This is a genomic window from Salisediminibacterium beveridgei (assembly GCF_001721685.1).
In the GTDB taxonomy this organism is placed as follows: domain Bacteria; phylum Bacillota; class Bacilli; order Bacillales; family Salisediminibacteriaceae; genus Salisediminibacterium; species Salisediminibacterium beveridgei.
Genome location: NZ_CP012502.1, coordinates 2155679 through 2172183, shown reverse-complemented (window position 1 = coordinate 2172183; position 16505 = coordinate 2155679). Strand labels below are relative to the sequence as shown.

At 41.4% G+C, this 16505-nt stretch carries 16 protein-coding genes and 1 other annotated feature; of the genes, 11 read left to right on the top strand and 5 right to left on the bottom strand.

The features are described 5' to 3' along the window. Nucleotides 1-313: 313 nt before the first annotated feature. The 4 genes from BBEV_RS10175 (at nt 314) to fabF (ending at nt 4025) form a co-directional block, all read left to right on the top strand. Nucleotides 314-1294, top strand: a complete 981-nt coding sequence (locus BBEV_RS10175) for a BMP family ABC transporter substrate-binding protein (RefSeq protein ID WP_069365376.1) — start codon at nt 314-316, stop codon at nt 1292-1294. Between the two features lie 37 nt (nt 1295-1331). Further along, a complete protein-coding gene (locus BBEV_RS10170; protein WP_232318151.1) occupies nt 1332-1643 on the top strand; it encodes a hypothetical protein in 312 nt (103 codons plus the stop codon). 172 nt (nt 1644-1815) lie between these two features. Next, complete coding sequence (locus BBEV_RS10165; protein ID WP_069365374.1) at nt 1816-2748, top strand: beta-ketoacyl-ACP synthase III; 933 nt, start codon at nt 1816-1818, stop codon at nt 2746-2748. A 35-nt stretch (nt 2749-2783) separates the two neighbouring features. Then, nucleotides 2784-4025: a beta-ketoacyl-ACP synthase II gene (gene fabF, locus BBEV_RS10160; RefSeq protein ID WP_069365373.1), complete on the top strand. Its 1242-nt coding sequence runs from the start codon at nt 2784-2786 to the stop codon at nt 4023-4025. An 81-nt stretch (nt 4026-4106) separates the two neighbouring features. On the opposite strand, the gene BBEV_RS10155 is transcribed toward fabF, so the two are convergent. From BBEV_RS10155 to BBEV_RS10135, 5 genes are all read right to left on the bottom strand, one after another. Further along, nucleotides 4107-5117 carry an LCP family protein gene (locus BBEV_RS10155; RefSeq protein ID WP_069365372.1) on the bottom strand — a complete coding sequence of 337 codons (1011 nt, stop codon included), beginning with the start codon at nt 5115-5117 and terminating at the stop codon, nt 4107-4109. A 150-nt stretch (nt 5118-5267) separates the two neighbouring features. Then, the gene (locus BBEV_RS10150) at nt 5268-5993 is read right to left on the bottom strand and encodes a Crp/Fnr family transcriptional regulator (RefSeq protein ID WP_069365371.1); all 726 of its coding nucleotides are present in this window, start codon (nt 5991-5993) and stop codon (nt 5268-5270) included. Between the two features lie 89 nt (nt 5994-6082). Beyond that, nucleotides 6083-7072, bottom strand: coding sequence for a tryptophan--tRNA ligase (trpS, locus tag BBEV_RS10145; RefSeq protein ID WP_069366705.1), 990 nt, complete (start codon nt 7070-7072; stop codon nt 6083-6085). 66 nt (nt 7073-7138) lie between these two features. Further along, nucleotides 7139-7392, bottom strand: a binding site (T-box leader). A 53-nt stretch (nt 7393-7445) separates the two neighbouring features. Continuing rightward, entirely contained in the window at nt 7446-8471 is a 1026-nt protein-coding gene (locus BBEV_RS10140) for a sodium:calcium antiporter (RefSeq protein WP_232318150.1), read from the bottom strand. A gap of 217 nt (nt 8472-8688) precedes the next feature. Beyond that, on the bottom strand, nt 8689-9240 hold the full coding sequence (locus BBEV_RS10135) for an HD domain-containing protein (protein ID WP_069365370.1): 552 nt from the start codon (nt 9238-9240) through the stop codon (nt 8689-8691). 186 nt (nt 9241-9426) lie between these two features. Here BBEV_RS10135 and BBEV_RS10130 point away from each other — a divergent pair, with 186 nt between their 5' ends. The 7 genes from BBEV_RS10130 to pepF all read left to right on the top strand — a co-directional run bounded on the left by BBEV_RS10130 (nt 9427) and on the right by pepF (nt 16458). Further along, complete coding sequence (locus BBEV_RS10130; protein ID WP_069366703.1) at nt 9427-10668, top strand: putative glycoside hydrolase; 1242 nt, start codon at nt 9427-9429, stop codon at nt 10666-10668. Nucleotides 10669-10888: 220 nt separating this feature from the next. Next, nucleotides 10889-11464: a GNAT family N-acetyltransferase gene (locus tag BBEV_RS10125; protein ID WP_069365369.1), complete on the top strand. Its 576-nt coding sequence runs from the start codon at nt 10889-10891 to the stop codon at nt 11462-11464. Nucleotides 11465-11533: 69 nt separating this feature from the next. Then, nucleotides 11534-11665, top strand: coding sequence for a hypothetical protein (locus BBEV_RS17900; protein ID WP_267887763.1), 132 nt, complete (start codon nt 11534-11536; stop codon nt 11663-11665). Nucleotides 11666-12152: 487 nt separating this feature from the next. Continuing rightward, on the top strand, nt 12153-12554 hold the full coding sequence (spxA, locus tag BBEV_RS10120; protein ID WP_069365368.1) for a transcriptional regulator SpxA: 402 nt from the start codon (nt 12153-12155) through the stop codon (nt 12552-12554). Nucleotides 12555-12796: 242 nt separating this feature from the next. Beyond that, nucleotides 12797-13444: an adaptor protein MecA gene (gene mecA / locus BBEV_RS10115; protein WP_069365367.1), complete on the top strand. Its 648-nt coding sequence runs from the start codon at nt 12797-12799 to the stop codon at nt 13442-13444. 74 nt (nt 13445-13518) lie between these two features. After that, nucleotides 13519-14562, top strand: coding sequence for a competence protein CoiA family protein (locus BBEV_RS10110; protein WP_069365366.1), 1044 nt, complete (start codon nt 13519-13521; stop codon nt 14560-14562). A gap of 90 nt (nt 14563-14652) precedes the next feature. Next, nucleotides 14653-16458 carry an oligoendopeptidase F gene (gene pepF / locus BBEV_RS10105; RefSeq protein ID WP_157100957.1) on the top strand — a complete coding sequence of 602 codons (1806 nt, stop codon included), beginning with the start codon at nt 14653-14655 and terminating at the stop codon, nt 16456-16458. The last annotated feature ends 47 nt before the right edge of the window (nt 16459-16505 follow it).

Here is a 16505-nt window from a genome sequence, read left to right as displayed (position 1 = left end):
TGACGGCCGGCTTGTCTTTTTATGCTGTTTCTGCGATGCTGATACAAGAGGTGAGAAGATGAGCAGACTTGTAACTGGATTATTGATCTTTGCAGTAATTTCCATATTCGTGTATGTCATTTTGCGAATTATGACAGCAATACCGGATAGTGTTTTAGTTACTTTTTCAATACTGGTTGGGGCTGCCGGTGAATGGTTATTCTATCGGCGAAATACATAATGATATTTTATGTAACTTCATGTAAAATAGAGTTTCCGGGCAGTATTTCGTTGCAGGAAAAATTGCTCCCAAACAACTATTGAGGTGAAATGTATGATTGTGATTTTAAAACGGTATTCGATATTGCTTACAGGGCTCTTAATGCTCAACAGTGCCTGTACGCCATCATCTTTCAATGAGGAGGATGTGACTGTAGGCGTGTTACTATCTCATCATATTGATGACCAGGGGTGGAACCAGGAGGCCTATCAGTCTGTTTTAAGACTTCAGTCAGATTATGAAATAGACGTCTACGTCAAAGAGAATATCAGTACACCAAGGATGATTCGATCGACTGTAGAAGAGTTGGTTGACGATTATCAAGCAGACTTGATTATAGGTCACAGCCATTTATATGAGCAGGTTTTTCTTGAAATTGCTGGTGACTATCCGGATGTTCATTTCGCTGGAATGAACTCAGAACTCGAAGGTGATAATCTCACCGGTCTCCATTTTGAAGGCTATGCGATGGGGTATTTTGCAGGTATGCTGGCAAGTGAAATGTCCGAAACGAACCGTGTTGGTGTCATTGCAGCCTTTCCATTTCAACCCGAAGTGAAAGGTTTTACTTCAGGAGCGAAATACCATCGTCCAGACGTTCATCTTGAAATCGAATATACTGAATCCTGGGTGGATGAGCATCGGGCTACCGCCTATTTCAGAATGATGGAACAAAATGGCGTGGATATTTTTTATCCAGCTGCAGATGGTTTTCATATCAAAATTGTTGATGAGGTGAAAGCAGCGGGGCTAAGAGCAATCGGATATGTCGGTGATCAGATTGATCTTGGTGAACAGGTCATTTTGACAAGCACCGTTCAAAAAGTTGATGCAATCTATGATTTCACTTTTGATCAATTCAAAAAAGGGGAACTTGAGTCGGGAAATCTTTACTTTGATTTTCAAGATGATGCAATTACAATGGGAGAATACGGGGCAGGAGTGCCCGATGATGTGGTGGAATGGCTTGAAAGCCATATCACACACTATCAGGAAACCGGTGAATTGCCGCATGAGGCTTACGCCACTGAGTGAAGGGGTTTTTAAAGTGAAACACGATCAGGAAAAAGCAATGAGAAAATTTGCTGAACGTATGACAGCAGGGTATCAGGCAGTCCATCAGCGCGACTATCAGGAGGCTCTCGAGAATCTCGAACCGCTCGTGCCTTTATTTCATCAAGAGGACAATCCGAATGTGAAATTGCTCTGCTACGTAGCCATTGCACAAATCGGTACAAAAAAAACAGAACGCTTTCTTGAAACATGTGAGGAACTCGCCAAGTATCCTCCATCCACAGAAAAAGAAGAAGCTTTAAAACAGCGAGTGGACGAGATGTTCGATGAATTGATGAGACTGTTGAACGAAGACGATAGAGAGAGATAAAGATACTGGAATCAACGGTTCATTCATACCGGTTGATTCCAGTATCTTTTTTGGGGCCATATTCTGCAAGATCTCATTTGAAGAGCATTTCAGGAATAGATCTTGCAATTTTTTTATTACTAGGTCATAATTATTGGTGATAGAACTATATGATTAAAGGCAGGTGCACCAAATGCGAGCAGGAATTTGGGGAATTGGGGCATATACCCCGGAACAGGTTGTGACGAATCATGACTTGGAAAAACGTCTGGATACAACAGATGAATGGATCAGAACACGAACGGGGATCAAGGAACGGCGAATTGCTGCGGATGATGTGGACACCTCGGATATGAGTATTGCATCAGCGAAAAGAGCCATGGAAGATGCAGACATTTCTCCAGAGGAACTGGATTTAATCCTTGTTGCAACCGTTACACCGGATCAGGCATTTCCATCTGTCTCTGCCATGGTGCAAAAGGCACTTGGTGCCCATCGTGCTGCAGCTATGGATATCAGTGCTGCATGTGCCGGTTTTATGTACGGTCTCATTACAGGTAAACAATTCATAGAAAACGGAGATTATAAACATGTCCTCGTTATCGGGACAGAGAAATTATCCAAAGTAGTCGACTGGGAAGATCGAAATACAGCAGTATTATTCGGAGATGGTTCGGGTTCGGTTGTGATGGGACCCGTTTCAGATGACCGGGGAATTCTGTCATTTGAATTAGGGGCAGATGGTCATGGCGGAGATCATATTCGGCTGGAAAACCATTTGATGATGAACGGACGAGAAGTGTTTAAATTTGCAGTCAGACAAATGGGTGAATCATCTTTGCATGTGGTTGAAAAAGCTGGACTTAAAAAAGAAGACGTTGATTTTCTGATCCCTCATCAGGCAAATATCCGAATTATGGAATCAGCAAGGCAAAGACTGGATCTTCCTGAAGAACGGATGTCATTGACTGTTGATAAATACGGGAATACATCTTCCGCTTCAATCCCGCTTTCACTTGCTTATGAAGTATCAGAAAATAAAATCAAAGATGGAGATACGCTTGTTTTAGTTGGTTTTGGTGCTGGACTTGTATGGGGTGCAGTTGCGCTGAAATGGGGAAGATGATGAAGGATTTCAATGAACAAAAGGAGAGATCAAGAATGGAAAAAAAACGTGTTGTGATAACGGGCTTAGGAACAGTGAATCCTCTTGGCTTGGATGTGGAATCCACATGGTCAGCTGTTAAACAGGGACATTCGGGAATTACAACGATGACCCGGATTGACCCTGAAATTTTTCCGACGAGTGTCGCAGGTGAGGTGAAGGATTTTAACCCACAGGACTACATGGAAGGAAAAGAAGCACGAAAAATGGACCGTTTCACGCAGTTTGCAGTCGTAGCCGCGGACATGGCAGTTAAAGATGCAGGGCTTAACATTACTGAAGAGAATGCTGAACGAATCGGGGTTTGGATCGGTTCTGGGATCGGAGGAATGGAAACTTACGAAAAACAGACGAATTTGTACCGTGAACGTGGTCAGCGAAGAGTATCACCATTTTTTGTCCCGATGCTGATCCCCGACATGGCTTCAGGTCAGGTGTCCATCAAACTGGGGGCAAAAGGAATTAATTCCTGTTCAGTTACGGCCTGTGCATCAGGTGCAAACTCCATAGGAGACGCGTTCAAAGTCATTCAGCGTGGAGATGCGGAGGCGATGATTACCGGGGGAGCGGAAGCCCCGATCACCGAAATGGCACTGGCAGGCTTCTCAGCAGCTAAAGCGATGTCCACAAATGCAGATCCAAAAACAGCAAGCCGACCGTTTGATAAAAACCGTGATGGCTTTGTCATGGCTGAGGGTGCCGGAATTCTTGTACTGGAATCTCTTGAATCAGCTGAAGCACGAGGAGCAACCATTTATGGTGAAATTGTCGGTTATGGCGCAACTGGTGATGCATACCATGTCACTGCACCCGCACCAGGCGGAGAAGGTGGTGTGAGAGCAATGCGGATTGCACTTGAAGACGGTGGATTGACAACGAAAGATGTTGATTACATCAATGCTCACGGGACCAGTACCGAATACAATGATAAATATGAGACCATGGCTGTGAAAACGGTTTTTGGATCGGATGCAAATGAGCTTTACATGAGTTCGACAAAGTCGATGACCGGTCATTTACTTGGTGCAGCAGGAGCTTTGGAGGCGATTTTCAGTGTAAAAGCCATTACAGATCAAATCGTTCCACCAACAATGAATTATGAAACACCTGATCCGGATTGTGATTTAGACTATGTAATTCATGGAGCAAAGGAAGCGCCAGTTCGAACTGTATTAAGTAATTCCCTTGGTTTTGGGGGTCACAACGTGACACTGGCATTCAAAGCATTTGAAAAATAAAAACGGAGAGAAAACAAGCACCCTGTCCAGGATAGAATGGACAGGGTGCTTGTTGATGAAACACAAGATAGCCTTCTTTAATCAATCTTCATCATCATGAATCGTAACCTGATCTGTATCGGGATCTAAAAATGACGATAATGCATCGTTATTCTCGTTTAAATCCGGTTCGAGAACAGCTCCGGCATGCGTATAATACTCATGAGTGAAGCTGCCTTCAACAGGAATCGTCAGGGTACCGATGTCTTCAGGTCCATTTAAAAAGAAATCGCGGCCATATGACATCATCTTTCCATTGGAAAGATTAGTTTGAATATAGGGTTCAACGGATCCTAAAAGTGATGGAACTTTTGCAACGCCAGAGAGGCTGAGAATTTCATCCTGCAGGATTGAAAGCAGTTCCTGTTGCCGGCGAACCCGGCCAAAGTCATTTTCAGAGTCGCTCCGAAAGCGGACGTATTTCAATGCTTCGGAACCATCCATCGTGTGTGTACCGGGCTGAAAATCAATGACTAAACCTTCAACTCTGTCTTCGTAGAACATCCGGTTTTCAACTTCAATATCGATTCCCTCAGGAGAAACGGTGTCTACGACCCGTTTAAAACTGTCGAAATCAACTTGAGCATAGTGTTGAATGTCAAAGTCAAAGTTCAATTCAATGGTTTCTCTCAACAGATCCAATCCACCAAAAGCGTAGGCGGCATTTATTTTGTTCTTTCCATGTCCAGGTATTTCAACGTATGTATCACGCATAATGGAGGCGAGTTTAATATCTGCTTCATCAGGCAAGTATCTTGCAATCATGATCGTGTCAGTGCGCGCGACCCCTCCATCGCTGTCAACACCAACAAGCAAAAGATTTAAAGCGTTCAACGAATCGTCTTCAGGTTCATTCACATTAAATTCAATTTCATGTTCAGATTCTATAGAGCTTCCGCTTTCTTCGATTTCGTCAATGGTATCCTGTCTAGCCTGATAATATTCGTCATTTGCCCATGCAGCAATTGCCACAGCACCCAAGCTCATCAGTAGAAAGACAAGCAGGAAGACTTTAATTTTCATACGCCATTTCGCTGTCTTTTCATTCGTCATTATCTTCACCTCTTAACATGAATCATTATAACAGAATATGTCTCATAATGAGAAGATTAATTTGTATTCCGAGCTATTCGTGCATTGAATTAATCATAAAAAAGTACCCCGAAAGATAAGTTCTCAGGATACGGAGAAAATCATGTCTCATTATGAAATGGTACAAACAGCAACCGGGCATTTTTCACAGTGAAGAGCTTCTTTCATCACATTGATATCATGAATCACGATGCTCGACCTCGTCGCAGATAAAATTCGCCGATCTTTTAATTCTGTAATCATCCGGTTCACGGTTTCTCTGGTTGTCCCGATGATCTGAGCAATTTCCTGATGTGTCAAACTTTGTTCAATAACGATATTTCCCGTCTCATCCAAAAAACCGTTTGAATTCGCTAAACGAATCAACACTGAATAAAGTGCCCCTGTTTTTCCATACATAAATAGATCACTGAATTTTGCCTGAGTGGAAAGCAGATTTAAGGATGCCAGTTGTATGAAAGCTTGCTTCAGCCTGTTGTTATTGTGAAATGCGTCTTCCAGCTGCTGTCTTGAAAGGCGGATGCAAATCGTGTCTTTTGTGACTTCCACGCTTAATGCTGCTACAGGGTTTTGGAAAAGTATTTCTTCTCCCAAAACTTGAAATTTTGATTTCATATGAAGCACGAAGGATTTATCATCTTGAACGCTTTTTGTCAGACGAACTGTGCCCGAGAGAATGATAAAAACATCATTCAGCTCATCTCCCTCCTGATAAAGGAGGGTACCCGATTTGAAAGATATACGATCACCCTGATACAGCAAGAAATGTTGATCTTCTTTTGTCAATTGAAGGAAAAAAGGGTGTGCTGCTTCTTCCTTATATCTCGTCATTCCCATAAGTATCACTCCAGTTCGGTGGTTGCTTTAATGATTAAAGCATACCATAGCGCATATGCGATTAATGTGAGATTTATCACACCAGAACACTATCTTTTCCGACCAAGCCCCATCGCTTTTTCCGCTTTTTTCAGCATTTTTTGAGCAGTGTGATGAGCATGATCCTTACCTTCGTCAAGGATCGAATGCAATTCCTCTGAATCGATCAATTCATGATAACGATCCTGGATCGGTTTCAATCTGGCAATCACTGCATCAGCCGTATCTTCTTTGAACTGGCCATAACCGATACCTTGATAATCTTTTGTCAGTTCTTCTATTGTTTTTCGGGAACATAATGAATAGATGGTTAATAAATTTGAAATCCCGGGCTTTTCTTTCTCATCATAGCGGATTTCAGGATCGGAGTCGGTGACAGCGCTTTTGATTTTTTTCTTAATTACGGCGGGCTCATCAAGCATGGAAATATAACTTTTCGGATTCGGGTTGGACTTACTCATCTTTTTCAGAGGATCCGTCAATGACATGATTCTGGCACCTTGTTTTGGAATGCGGACCTCAGGGATTGTGAAAATATCATTATATTTATGATTAAACCGTTCAGCCAGGTTTCGCGTTAATTCAAGGTGCTGTTTTTGATCTTCTCCTACGGGTACGATATCTGTATTGTAAAGGAGAATATCTGCAGCCATCAGTGGCGGATATGTCAGCAGCGCAGATGAAACGCCTTCCTGTCCGTCTGATTTGTCTTTAAACTGTGTCATACGTTCCAATTCGCCGATATAGCTCACGCATTGCATCATCCATCCTAGCTGGGCATGCGCAGGCACTTCGGATTGAATAAATAAAGTTGCTTTTTTGGGGTCCAGTCCAACGGCAATATATAATGCAGCAAGGCTCAGGATATTTTTGCGCAGTGCCAATCGATCCTGGGGAACTGTAATCGCATGTTGATCAACAATACAAAAGAAACTTTCATGGTCTTCCTGCAAATCCACAAAATGGGTCATTGCGCCTAAATAATTCCCGAGTGTTAATGTGCCGCTCGGTTGAATACCGGAAAAAATTCGTTTCATGATGCACATACCTCCTGTTAAGTACTTGGTTATTTGACATACAAAAAAACCCATTCATCCCTCTGGTTGAGCAGGGACGAATGGACCGTGGTACCACCCTGGTTACTGAAGAGCATGAATGTTATTACATGTTCGATCCTCAGTCGCTTCATAGAATCGTGCCGGATTAACGCTCGGCTCACGTGTCCGGATACTTCACAATACCATGGTTCACCGGACAGGCTCAAAAGGCCATTCGAAAAAAGTCATGACCTGTTTGCAGCAACCACAGGCTCTCTGTATGCATGTTCCTTTTTTCTACTTGTCTTCGTCATCGCTTGTTGCATAAAACTGTAATCAATATTATACGATGAATAAATCGTTGTGACAAGAGGCATTAACTTAACGTAAAAATGAAATAGCTTGATATGAAATACAAAAGGACGAGGACTGCGGAGGGGAGTGAATAACACTTTCCATCAACGGATAACGCTTTCGCCTTATAAAGAGCAAACAATACAATCGAATTGAGCAAAAATACGGTGATAACAGTCAGTATTGTGACCGGGTGCACTGCCTGAAGAACAGCCTGGTCTCTGACGAAAAAATCAACAAGAGCCAGGATAAGGAGATTAAACATATTACTGCCAAGAATATTCCCGACAGCCAATGCGTAATTTGCCAGTTGGACAGCCACCAGTACTGCAACGACTTCAGGTAAGCTTGTTGCCGCAGCAATCAGAAACGTTCCCATGAAGCTTGAACTCATATTGGTTGCAATTGCAATCGCATCACCGGTAAGGGTCAGAAATGATCCTGCGATCAGCGTAATGACACTGGCAATGAGAAAACCAACTTTTGCTTCCTTTAAGGAAATCGCCTTTTTGTGATAAACGGATTCGATCGACGTTGATTGCTGCATCAATGGTTCTGTAAATTCTTTTTTTGAAAGGGTAATGATTCCTGCAACATAAATGACCATCATCAGAAACATTTCAATTCCGATATTGAACCATTCTATGCTCATCGGACTCATCATTCCCAAAGCGATCACTGCAGTCATGAAGAGTCCTATCCATGCTGTCAGCTGGTGATCAGATCCAACGTGACGGAACATACGGTTCCGGCGATAGAAGACATCAAAAGATGCAAGGATCATCAAATTGAAAAGATTGCTGCCTAATACGTTGCTGACTGCGATGTCCGGATTCTCAACAACAACGGCGGTCAATGAAGTCGTCACTTCAGGTAAGCTTGTGGCACCAGCTAACAGCAGTGTACCTGCCAGCATTCCCCCAAGCCGGGTTCTTTCACCAATGACATCTGCATAGGTTGACAGTTTCACCGCGGCTATAACAGTAATGAGGGCACTGATCAGAAAGCCGGTATAAATCATAAGAATCATCTCTCCTTGTTTTGACACAAAAAAGACCTCTTTATGAGCGTGTCGCTTTGACTGCTCATAAAAAGGTCTTGCGTATCCCAGTAAGTTACTGAAACTCCGTAAACCGAGTGCGTTCTACCGCACTGTCATGACGATTTACAGACCATAATGGTCGCTACTCCCCTTCTCACTTTGAAGGTGCTGATTTGATTGTGAGTTCACTATAGCATTGGATAACAAATTCTGCAAGTGCTATTCAGATTTGAGGTTTGTTGAATTGATTCTGATTTTCCTGAACGTTTAAAGCCTGGTCAACTTTCAAATCAAGTTCGTGAATTTTCTTCCAGGCGGTTTCGAGTTTTATTTTCCGGTAGTGATGCTCGCCGCTGGGTTCTTCATCTGCTTCATCGGCATCTGAAATGATCTGCTGGAGTGGCGTGCGATTCACCTGACCATCTGGAATAAATGAATTGGTATGAAATAAAACAGCAAGTGAAATTTCTTTTGCATTTCTGCGGTCTTCGCCTAAGCGGATTAATAATTTATGGGCACGTTCGGCCCCTTTTATTGGATGAATATCATGAAGGCGGTATTGTTCATAATCCCATTGGCCGTTACGGTACCATTGATAATGCCCCATATCATGAAGAAATGCAGCTTTGACAGCCAAATCCGGGTTGACGTCGCGTTCAAGGGCCATCCGAAAAGCATGATAGGCCACAGCTATTGCATGGGCAAGCCCTGCGCGGTTAACGAATTTCTGGGCGACGGGATGATTATAAATGGTAGCTAATGTCAATCGATCCATCCTGCACCCTCCTTGTAACTGAATTGAAAATGATTATAGAGCAGCAGGCAGTAAACTGTCAATTAAAAAAAATAGTGTATTCTTTAAATTTGTATTGGTAAAAGAAGTTTGAGCATGTATAATTTAGTAAGCAACAGTGATCTACAACACCAGACAGGTGAATTTGAATATAAGGCAGGGAACAAAATGAAAAAGACCTTGGCAACGGGAATCGTTGCAGCTGCGGCAGGATTTATGATCTTAGCCGGCCAGACAACAGTTCAAGCAGAGAACAATGAAAATGAAGAGTACTTAACAGCAGGATTACATGTTGAAAAATTAAACGGCATGACCCCGAGAACATGGCCTGAAAGCATTGCACGTTTCACTTTTGATTCGGGTTATACATTCGCATATCCCGATGCAGTCAGAGGAATATTCGTCACAGGTCATTCTGCGGGCGGATCGAGAATGGACTCCCTTCTGGAATTGACTGATACGACCGATCTGAATGCTATGGTCATAGATATAAAAGACGATGATGGTTATTTGACGTACCGTCCGGAAGATGAAGATGATTTTTATTATGATATTTCCCAAAGAATGATTAAAGATCCACACGAATTGATGTCCACACTTGAAGAACATGAGATTTATCCGATTGCTCGTATTGTAGTATTCAAAGATACAGTGCTTGCTGAAAAGCGTCCTGATCTTTCTTTCACTCAAAATGGAGAGGTCTGGAAAAACCGTCGCGGCGAGGCATTTGTGAATCCGTTTATGAAAGAAGTCTGGGAATACAATGTGGAAATCGCCAAACGAGCTGCTGAAATGGGTTTTCAGGATATTCAGTTTGACTACGTAAGATTCCCTGAAGGATTTGAAAACCGTGACGACGATTTGGACTATGATGTCGAAGATTATATGGACAGTCCAGGGGATAACGTACAGCGCAGGGTTGATGCAGTGACGGACTTTGTTGCTTATGCCAGGGAAGAATTGGAGCCATACGATGTCGATGTTTCAGTAGATATTTTCGGTTATGCAGCCACGATTGAACAGACGCCGGGCATTGGACAGAATTTCAGCAGAATCTCAGAAAATGTGGATGTCATCTCCTCGATGATCTATCCGAGTCACTGGGGCCCATACTTCGGAATCGATAAACCGGATCTTTATCCATATGAGCTCATCGATGAGTATTCTCAAGTGGAAAACGAAGTACTGGGAGCATTGGATGATCCACCGGTATCGCGGCCTTGGATCCAGGATTTCACTGCCAGCTATTTAGGCTCAGGTAATTATCTGAACTACGGGAAGTCAGAAGTGGAAGCACAAATTCAAGCACTTTATGACAACGATATCCATGAATTCCTCTTATGGAATGCCGGGAACCGCTATACTGAGAACGTGGATTATATGCTTGACCTCGATTTATCAGAAGAATAACGTAATCAATGCCTCCGCCTGACACTGGTGGAGGCTTTTTAAATTATCGGAAGGAAATCAAAGAACACCGGGCAGCAGAGTACGATTCATCACACTCATCACTTCTCATCTATACTCATGTTTGTTAATTAAGGTTTCGTGTAAGTGAATCATGTTATATAATATAATAAAGAATAAAGATTTACCTGCAGCAGGATTAAACAACGGAGGTACACATTGGATGAATTGGTATGAAAAATTGAGTCAATATTTCCCGGTTGAGGAAATGAAGTCAAAAGAGCATATGGATCTTCTGCTCAAAGAAAAGAAAGATGTTTATAAAAAAGATGAAGGACCAATGCATGTATTGATGTACGTTGAAACCGATGATTTCCTGTTTATCGATTATCTGTTTGTTTCCAAAGATGCACGCGGACAGGGTCTTGGAAAAAAGTTGTTACAAACGATGAAAGAGAAACAGAAGCCAATCATTTTGGAGGTCGAACCTGTCGATTATGAAGAAACTGATGCAGAAAAACGAATGCGCTTTTATAACCGCGAAGGATTCACACATGCACAGTCGATCGGGTATTCAAGACGCTCTTTGGCAACTGGCGAAATGACTGAACTTGAAATATTATTCTGGTCACCGGAAAATGATTCGGAGGAAAGCATTTATAATAAAATGTGCTTAACGTATGAAAATATTCATACGTATAAAGATAAAATGCTCTACGGAAAGTCTTATCAATCCGTGGATGAAGTATTAACCTATGATGATCAAGACGATAATGATGACAAAGAGCCTTCAGCTTAAAAGGATAATAAGGTCACGAACATTTTTCCAATCATGATGAAAATGTCAATTCAGAAAGGAGTGTTTGTGATGAGTAATCGTGAAAAAAGAAAAAAGAAAAAATTGTTATGGCGAGATCTGTTAAAACGAAAATGGGAAGAGGTAAACAAAGTCCCACGAACTAAAGGCAAAACAGTATCGAATATGAGAGCTGCTGGATGAAAATAAGTAAAATAGCTGGAGGTTCTTTTGATACTCATATAATCAGGAAGTATACAACCGCAGCATTGCTGCGGTTTTTTATGCGATTGGCAAAAAATGAAAAGGTCAGGCTGCAAAACCGAACATCAAAGATAAGCCAGGTTGGTCTGTTCTGATAATTAACAAATCTAATTGAAAAAATATCAGTCATGATGAAACCTGAATCCTGTTTCAGACGTATTATAAAGTAAAGATGGAATGAAAGTACATTAAAATTATTCAGAAAATACGGATTTTGATGTTTAAAACAACGGTTTCAGGGAACACCTCAATTATGATACATTGCTTTACATAGTCAGTACAACTTTTGTTCAAGCTTTTTTGAAAAAAGGCTTTTCAAACGAGACTATTTATTGTATAATAATTATTATAAATAGCGGACGGATTATTACAGTTTAATTGAGAATGTGGGAAACAAACTGACTTTAAACTTAAGGGAGGCGTCATCATGGTAACTTTGTTCACATCGCCCAGCTGTACATCCTGCAGAAAAGCCAAGGCGTGGTTGCAGGAACATGACATTGCTTTTCAGGAACGAAATATATTTTCTGATCCATTGTCTGTAGAAGAAGTTAAACAGATTGTTCGCATGACTGAAGATGGCACAGATGAAATTATTTCAACCCGATCAAAAGTTTTTCAAGAACTGGAAGTTGAACTGGATATGATGCCGTTACAGCAGTTGTTTCAGCTGATCAGTGATAATCCCGGGCTTCTCAGAAGGCCAATTATACTTGATGAAAAGCGGATTCAGGTTGGTTATAATGAGGCTGAAATCCGAAGATTCCTCCCTCGAACAGTCCGTACTTTTCAATTGCAGGAAGCTTCAAAACATTTGGTGAATGAATAATTGGCATCGTTTAAAAAGCCTTCCGTCAATCACTGCGGCTGGCTTTTTTTGACTATTTGTACTAACAAACGCCGATGTGAATCGAAGATTTTATCCTTTTCATTTTGCTTTAACTCCTATACAATGGACGTAATATCTTAATGTTTCAAAGAATTGATTGTTATAACTGAAGAAAAAAGGGTAAAGCGGTAGTAAGCTTGCATTCAAGCACGATCAATTCTCTCGTGAAAGGGTGAGGTTGAATGGAAATCGAAAGAATTAATGAAACGACAATAAAATTCTTTATCACTTATAATGATATTGAAAACAGAGGCTTTAACAAAGAAGAAATCTGGTATAACAGAGATAAAGGTGAGGAATTATTTTTTGAAATGATGAACGAAGTCAGTGATCAAGATCAATTTGAAATGAACGGTCCGCTTTGGGTGCAGGTTCATGCGTTAGATAAGGGTCTTGAAGTTATTGTGACTCGAGGGCAAATCAACGATGGCAAAGTGAATCTGGAAATTCCAATGGAAGAAGATCTCGATACGGACCAAGATGGTAATTTAGCAGATATGCTTGATCGTGGCTATACAGATGCAAAACCTAAAAACGTAAGCAGAGACAAAATTCTGACTGTCGTTTTTGAATTGGATGATTTGGAAGACTTTATTCAGTTCAGTAAGAACTTTGAAGAGGATGTCCTTTCCACATTGTATCACTACAAAAACAAGTATTTTTTCGAAGTGACGGTGGACGATTCTTTTTCCGAAGCAGAACAGGATAACATTGTGAGCCAAGCGCTGGAATTTGGTAATGAAACGGATGTCAGTGTTCATCTGTTAAAAGAGTATGGAAAAGTGATTGCTGAAAAAAATGCTGTAGAAGTGTTTAGAGATAATTTTTAGAAAAGCCGATTCGTTCGGCTTTTCTTTTTGCCAAAGAAAAGAATATACGTTCTCATAAAGTGGGTGATCTACCTATGCTTTGCAAAGAAGAACAACATGATTATCAAAAGGAATCAAATGAAAGTGCCACTCATCAAAGTGCAAAGGCATTTGTCGTTGAATGGTTAGCAAGAAAGGGGGTCATTTCGGAAACCGAAAAATGGATTCCAGTGATTCAGCGACGTGCGGATATCTATTTTCAGTTCAAAGACCAGGAATATGTAATTGAAATCCAGCTTTCCTTTATTAACAGAAAAGATTTCCGGATGCGTTATGAAGACTATTTATCTGTTGATATCGTGCCTTTCTGGGTGGGGGTGGATCAGGTTGATGGTTTAAACAGTGACCAGAAAATGACTCTTCTAGATGAGCTGTTGATACAAATGAAACCTGTTCCGCATGCCTGTTATATCGATGTGGAAAAAGGTACATGGCTTTTCAGGCACGGTTATTTTTACTTGCAGAACCGGACATTAACTGCCTGTGAGTATGTACCCGATGATGAATTATCCATCGGTGCATTTTTGAATAAAAGCGTGATTAATCAGTTCACTGTCTGTTTCTCAGACTCCTTTATCAGAAGGTGGCTCAGCCAAACAAAGCGTAAGAGGCTCCAGAAAACCTTATCCTTGAATCAAGGAGAACGAACTGTGCTGGGTTTGCTCCAAGAGTACGGATTGAACCTGAATTATTTTCCAGCTATCTGCCGCGTGCCGCTTCAGCAACAATACATATTGAAAACCCCTCCGGAAATCTGGCAGACATGGCTGCTTTTAGCAGTCATTCAACGGAGAGATCGGATTGTGATCACTGATCTTTGTGATCTGATGAGTGAAGCTGTCGGTAAGGGGATCATACAGATCAGATCAAACTTCATGGAGGACAGAGGTCGAATGCGACTTTTAGTCACCGAATTTGTATGCTGGTTACATGAATTGGGCGTAGTCGGGCAGGAATATCCTGGTGTTTATCAATTGGAACATTCCATCACGGTTAAAAAAAATCTCGAAACACTCTTGCAAGATGATGAATTGATCAGCAAACGATATTTGACTTATTTAGAGACGCGAAAAAAATAATAGCAATGTCTTGAATTGCAAATCGGAAATTCGATACAATGAATATGTTGCAATTGAAAAGAACATTGAACCTAATTTGGAGGTGCCATGATGGCCACATCTGCTTTACCGAAAAGAGAAGAAATCCCGGTTGAAAAAACCTGGGATCTTGAGGACATTTTTAAGACAGACGACGAATGGGAAACATTATTTGAAGAGATCAGTAAAGAGATTCCTGAAATCGAGAAGTTCCAAGGGACTTTATCTGAATCCGCTGAACAATTGTACCTTGCATTGCAATTTGAAGATGCGTTATCGATCAAACTTGGTAAATTGTTTGTTTATGCACGTATGCGTTATGACCAGGATACAACCAATTCCTATTATCAGGGATTGCATGACAGGGCATCACAACTTGTGACAAAAGCGTCCAAAGCGGGATCATTCATTACGCCTGAGTTATTGTCAATCCAGGAAGAAAAACTGCAAGCATTTCTTGAAGAGAAAGAAGAGTTAAAACTGTATGAGCATGCTTTTGAAAGATTGAATAAAAAGCGCCCTCATGTATTATCCGAAAAGGAGGAGTCATTGCTTGCTCAGGCAGGAGAAGTCACCAGCGCAGCATCTTCCACATTCGGTATGTTGAACAATGCTGATTTGAAATTTCCAACTATCAAAGACGAAGATGGAAATGAAACAGAAGTATCCCACGGTCGCTTCATTCGCTTTTTACAAAGTGATGATCGAAGGGTCAGAGAAGATGCCTTCAAAGCTATGTATTCTACGTATACGAATTTCAGAAATACCTTTGCATCAACCTTGAGTGGTAACGTAAAGAAAAACTTATTTCAGGCAAGCGTACGCAACTATAACAATGCGCGGGAAGCTGCGATGAGTAAAAACCATATACCGGAAGTTGTCTACGATCAACTGGTGAACACGGTGAATAAGAATTTGCATCTGCTCCATCGCTATATTGACATTCGTAAGCGTGCGCTTGGTGTCGATGAACTCCACATGTGGGATCTCTATACACCGATTGTGAAAGATGTGGATATGAAAGTCAGCTACGAGGAAGCGAAGGAGCTCATGGTGGAAGGCTTGAAACCGATGGGGGATGAGTATGTTTCAATCGTTCAGGAAGGGCTGAATAAACGCTGGGTTGATGTTGAAGAAAATCAGGGGAAAAGAAGTGGCGCATATTCATCAGGGACGTTCGGAACAAAACCATATGTGCTGATGAACTGGCAGGATGATGTGAACAATCTGTTTACGCTGGCGCATGAATTCGGTCATTCCGTGCACAGCTATTATACACGGAAATACCAGCCATTCCCTTATGCCGATTACTCGATTTTTGTAGCAGAGGTCGCTTCAACAACAAACGAAGCATTATTGAATCATTATCTGCAAAACAAGGAAACGGATAAGCAGCGTAAGTTGTATCTGTTGAACCAGTTTCTTGAAGGGTTCAGAGGCACAGTTTTCCGTCAAACGATGTTTGCCGAATTTGAACAGCTGATCCACGAAAAAGCAGAAGCGGGTGTGCCTTTAACAGCTGATTCGTTGAGCGAATGGTATTATGAGCTGAATCGTAAATACTTTGGTGATCAATTGGTTATTGACGATGAAATTGCTATGGAATGGGCGCGAATTCCTCATTTCTATATGAATTTCTATGTGTATCAGTATGCAACTGGGTACAGTGCTGCAACTGCATTGGCTAAACAAATTCTGAACGAAGGAGAACCGGCAGTCACCCGATTTGTTGATTATCTGAAAGCAGGGAATTCGGATTACCCAATCGAAGTATTGAAAAAAGCCGGAGTGGATATGACATCTGCAGAACCGGTTGAACAGGCATTAAAAGTGTTTGAAGAAACGTTAAATGAACTCGAAGAGCTGATGTTTGATTAATCGAATCATAAAGCAATCTTGTAATGGCCTGGATTTTTGATATCCCG

Coding starts and splice junctions, on each gene's coding strand:
- BBEV_RS10130 (WP_069366703.1), top strand. CDS start 9,427: ATGAAAAAGACCTTGGCAACGGGAATCGTTGCAGCTGCGGCAGGATTT.
- BBEV_RS10170 (WP_232318151.1), top strand. CDS start 1,332: ATGAGAAAATTTGCTGAACGTATGACAGCAGGGTATCAGGCAGTCCAT.
- BBEV_RS10125 (WP_069365369.1), top strand. CDS start 10,889: ATGAATTGGTATGAAAAATTGAGTCAATATTTCCCGGTTGAGGAAATG.
- pepF (WP_157100957.1), top strand. CDS start 14,653: ATGGCCACATCTGCTTTACCGAAAAGAGAAGAAATCCCGGTTGAAAAA.
- spxA (WP_069365368.1), top strand. CDS start 12,153: ATGGTAACTTTGTTCACATCGCCCAGCTGTACATCCTGCAGAAAAGCC.
- BBEV_RS10175 (WP_069365376.1), top strand. CDS start 314: ATGATTGTGATTTTAAAACGGTATTCGATATTGCTTACAGGGCTCTTA.
- fabF (WP_069365373.1), top strand. CDS start 2,784: ATGGAAAAAAAACGTGTTGTGATAACGGGCTTAGGAACAGTGAATCCT.
- BBEV_RS10150 (WP_069365371.1), bottom strand. CDS start 5,993: ATGGGAATGACGAGATATAAGGAAGAAGCAGCACACCCTTTTTTCCTT.
- BBEV_RS10165 (WP_069365374.1), top strand. CDS start 1,816: ATGCGAGCAGGAATTTGGGGAATTGGGGCATATACCCCGGAACAGGTT.
- BBEV_RS10110 (WP_069365366.1), top strand. CDS start 13,519: ATGCTTTGCAAAGAAGAACAACATGATTATCAAAAGGAATCAAATGAA.
- BBEV_RS17900 (WP_267887763.1), top strand. CDS start 11,534: ATGAGTAATCGTGAAAAAAGAAAAAAGAAAAAATTGTTATGGCGAGAT.
- BBEV_RS10155 (WP_069365372.1), bottom strand. CDS start 5,117: ATGACGAATGAAAAGACAGCGAAATGGCGTATGAAAATTAAAGTCTTC.
- BBEV_RS10135 (WP_069365370.1), bottom strand. CDS start 9,240: ATGGATCGATTGACATTAGCTACCATTTATAATCATCCCGTCGCCCAG.
- mecA (WP_069365367.1), top strand. CDS start 12,797: ATGGAAATCGAAAGAATTAATGAAACGACAATAAAATTCTTTATCACT.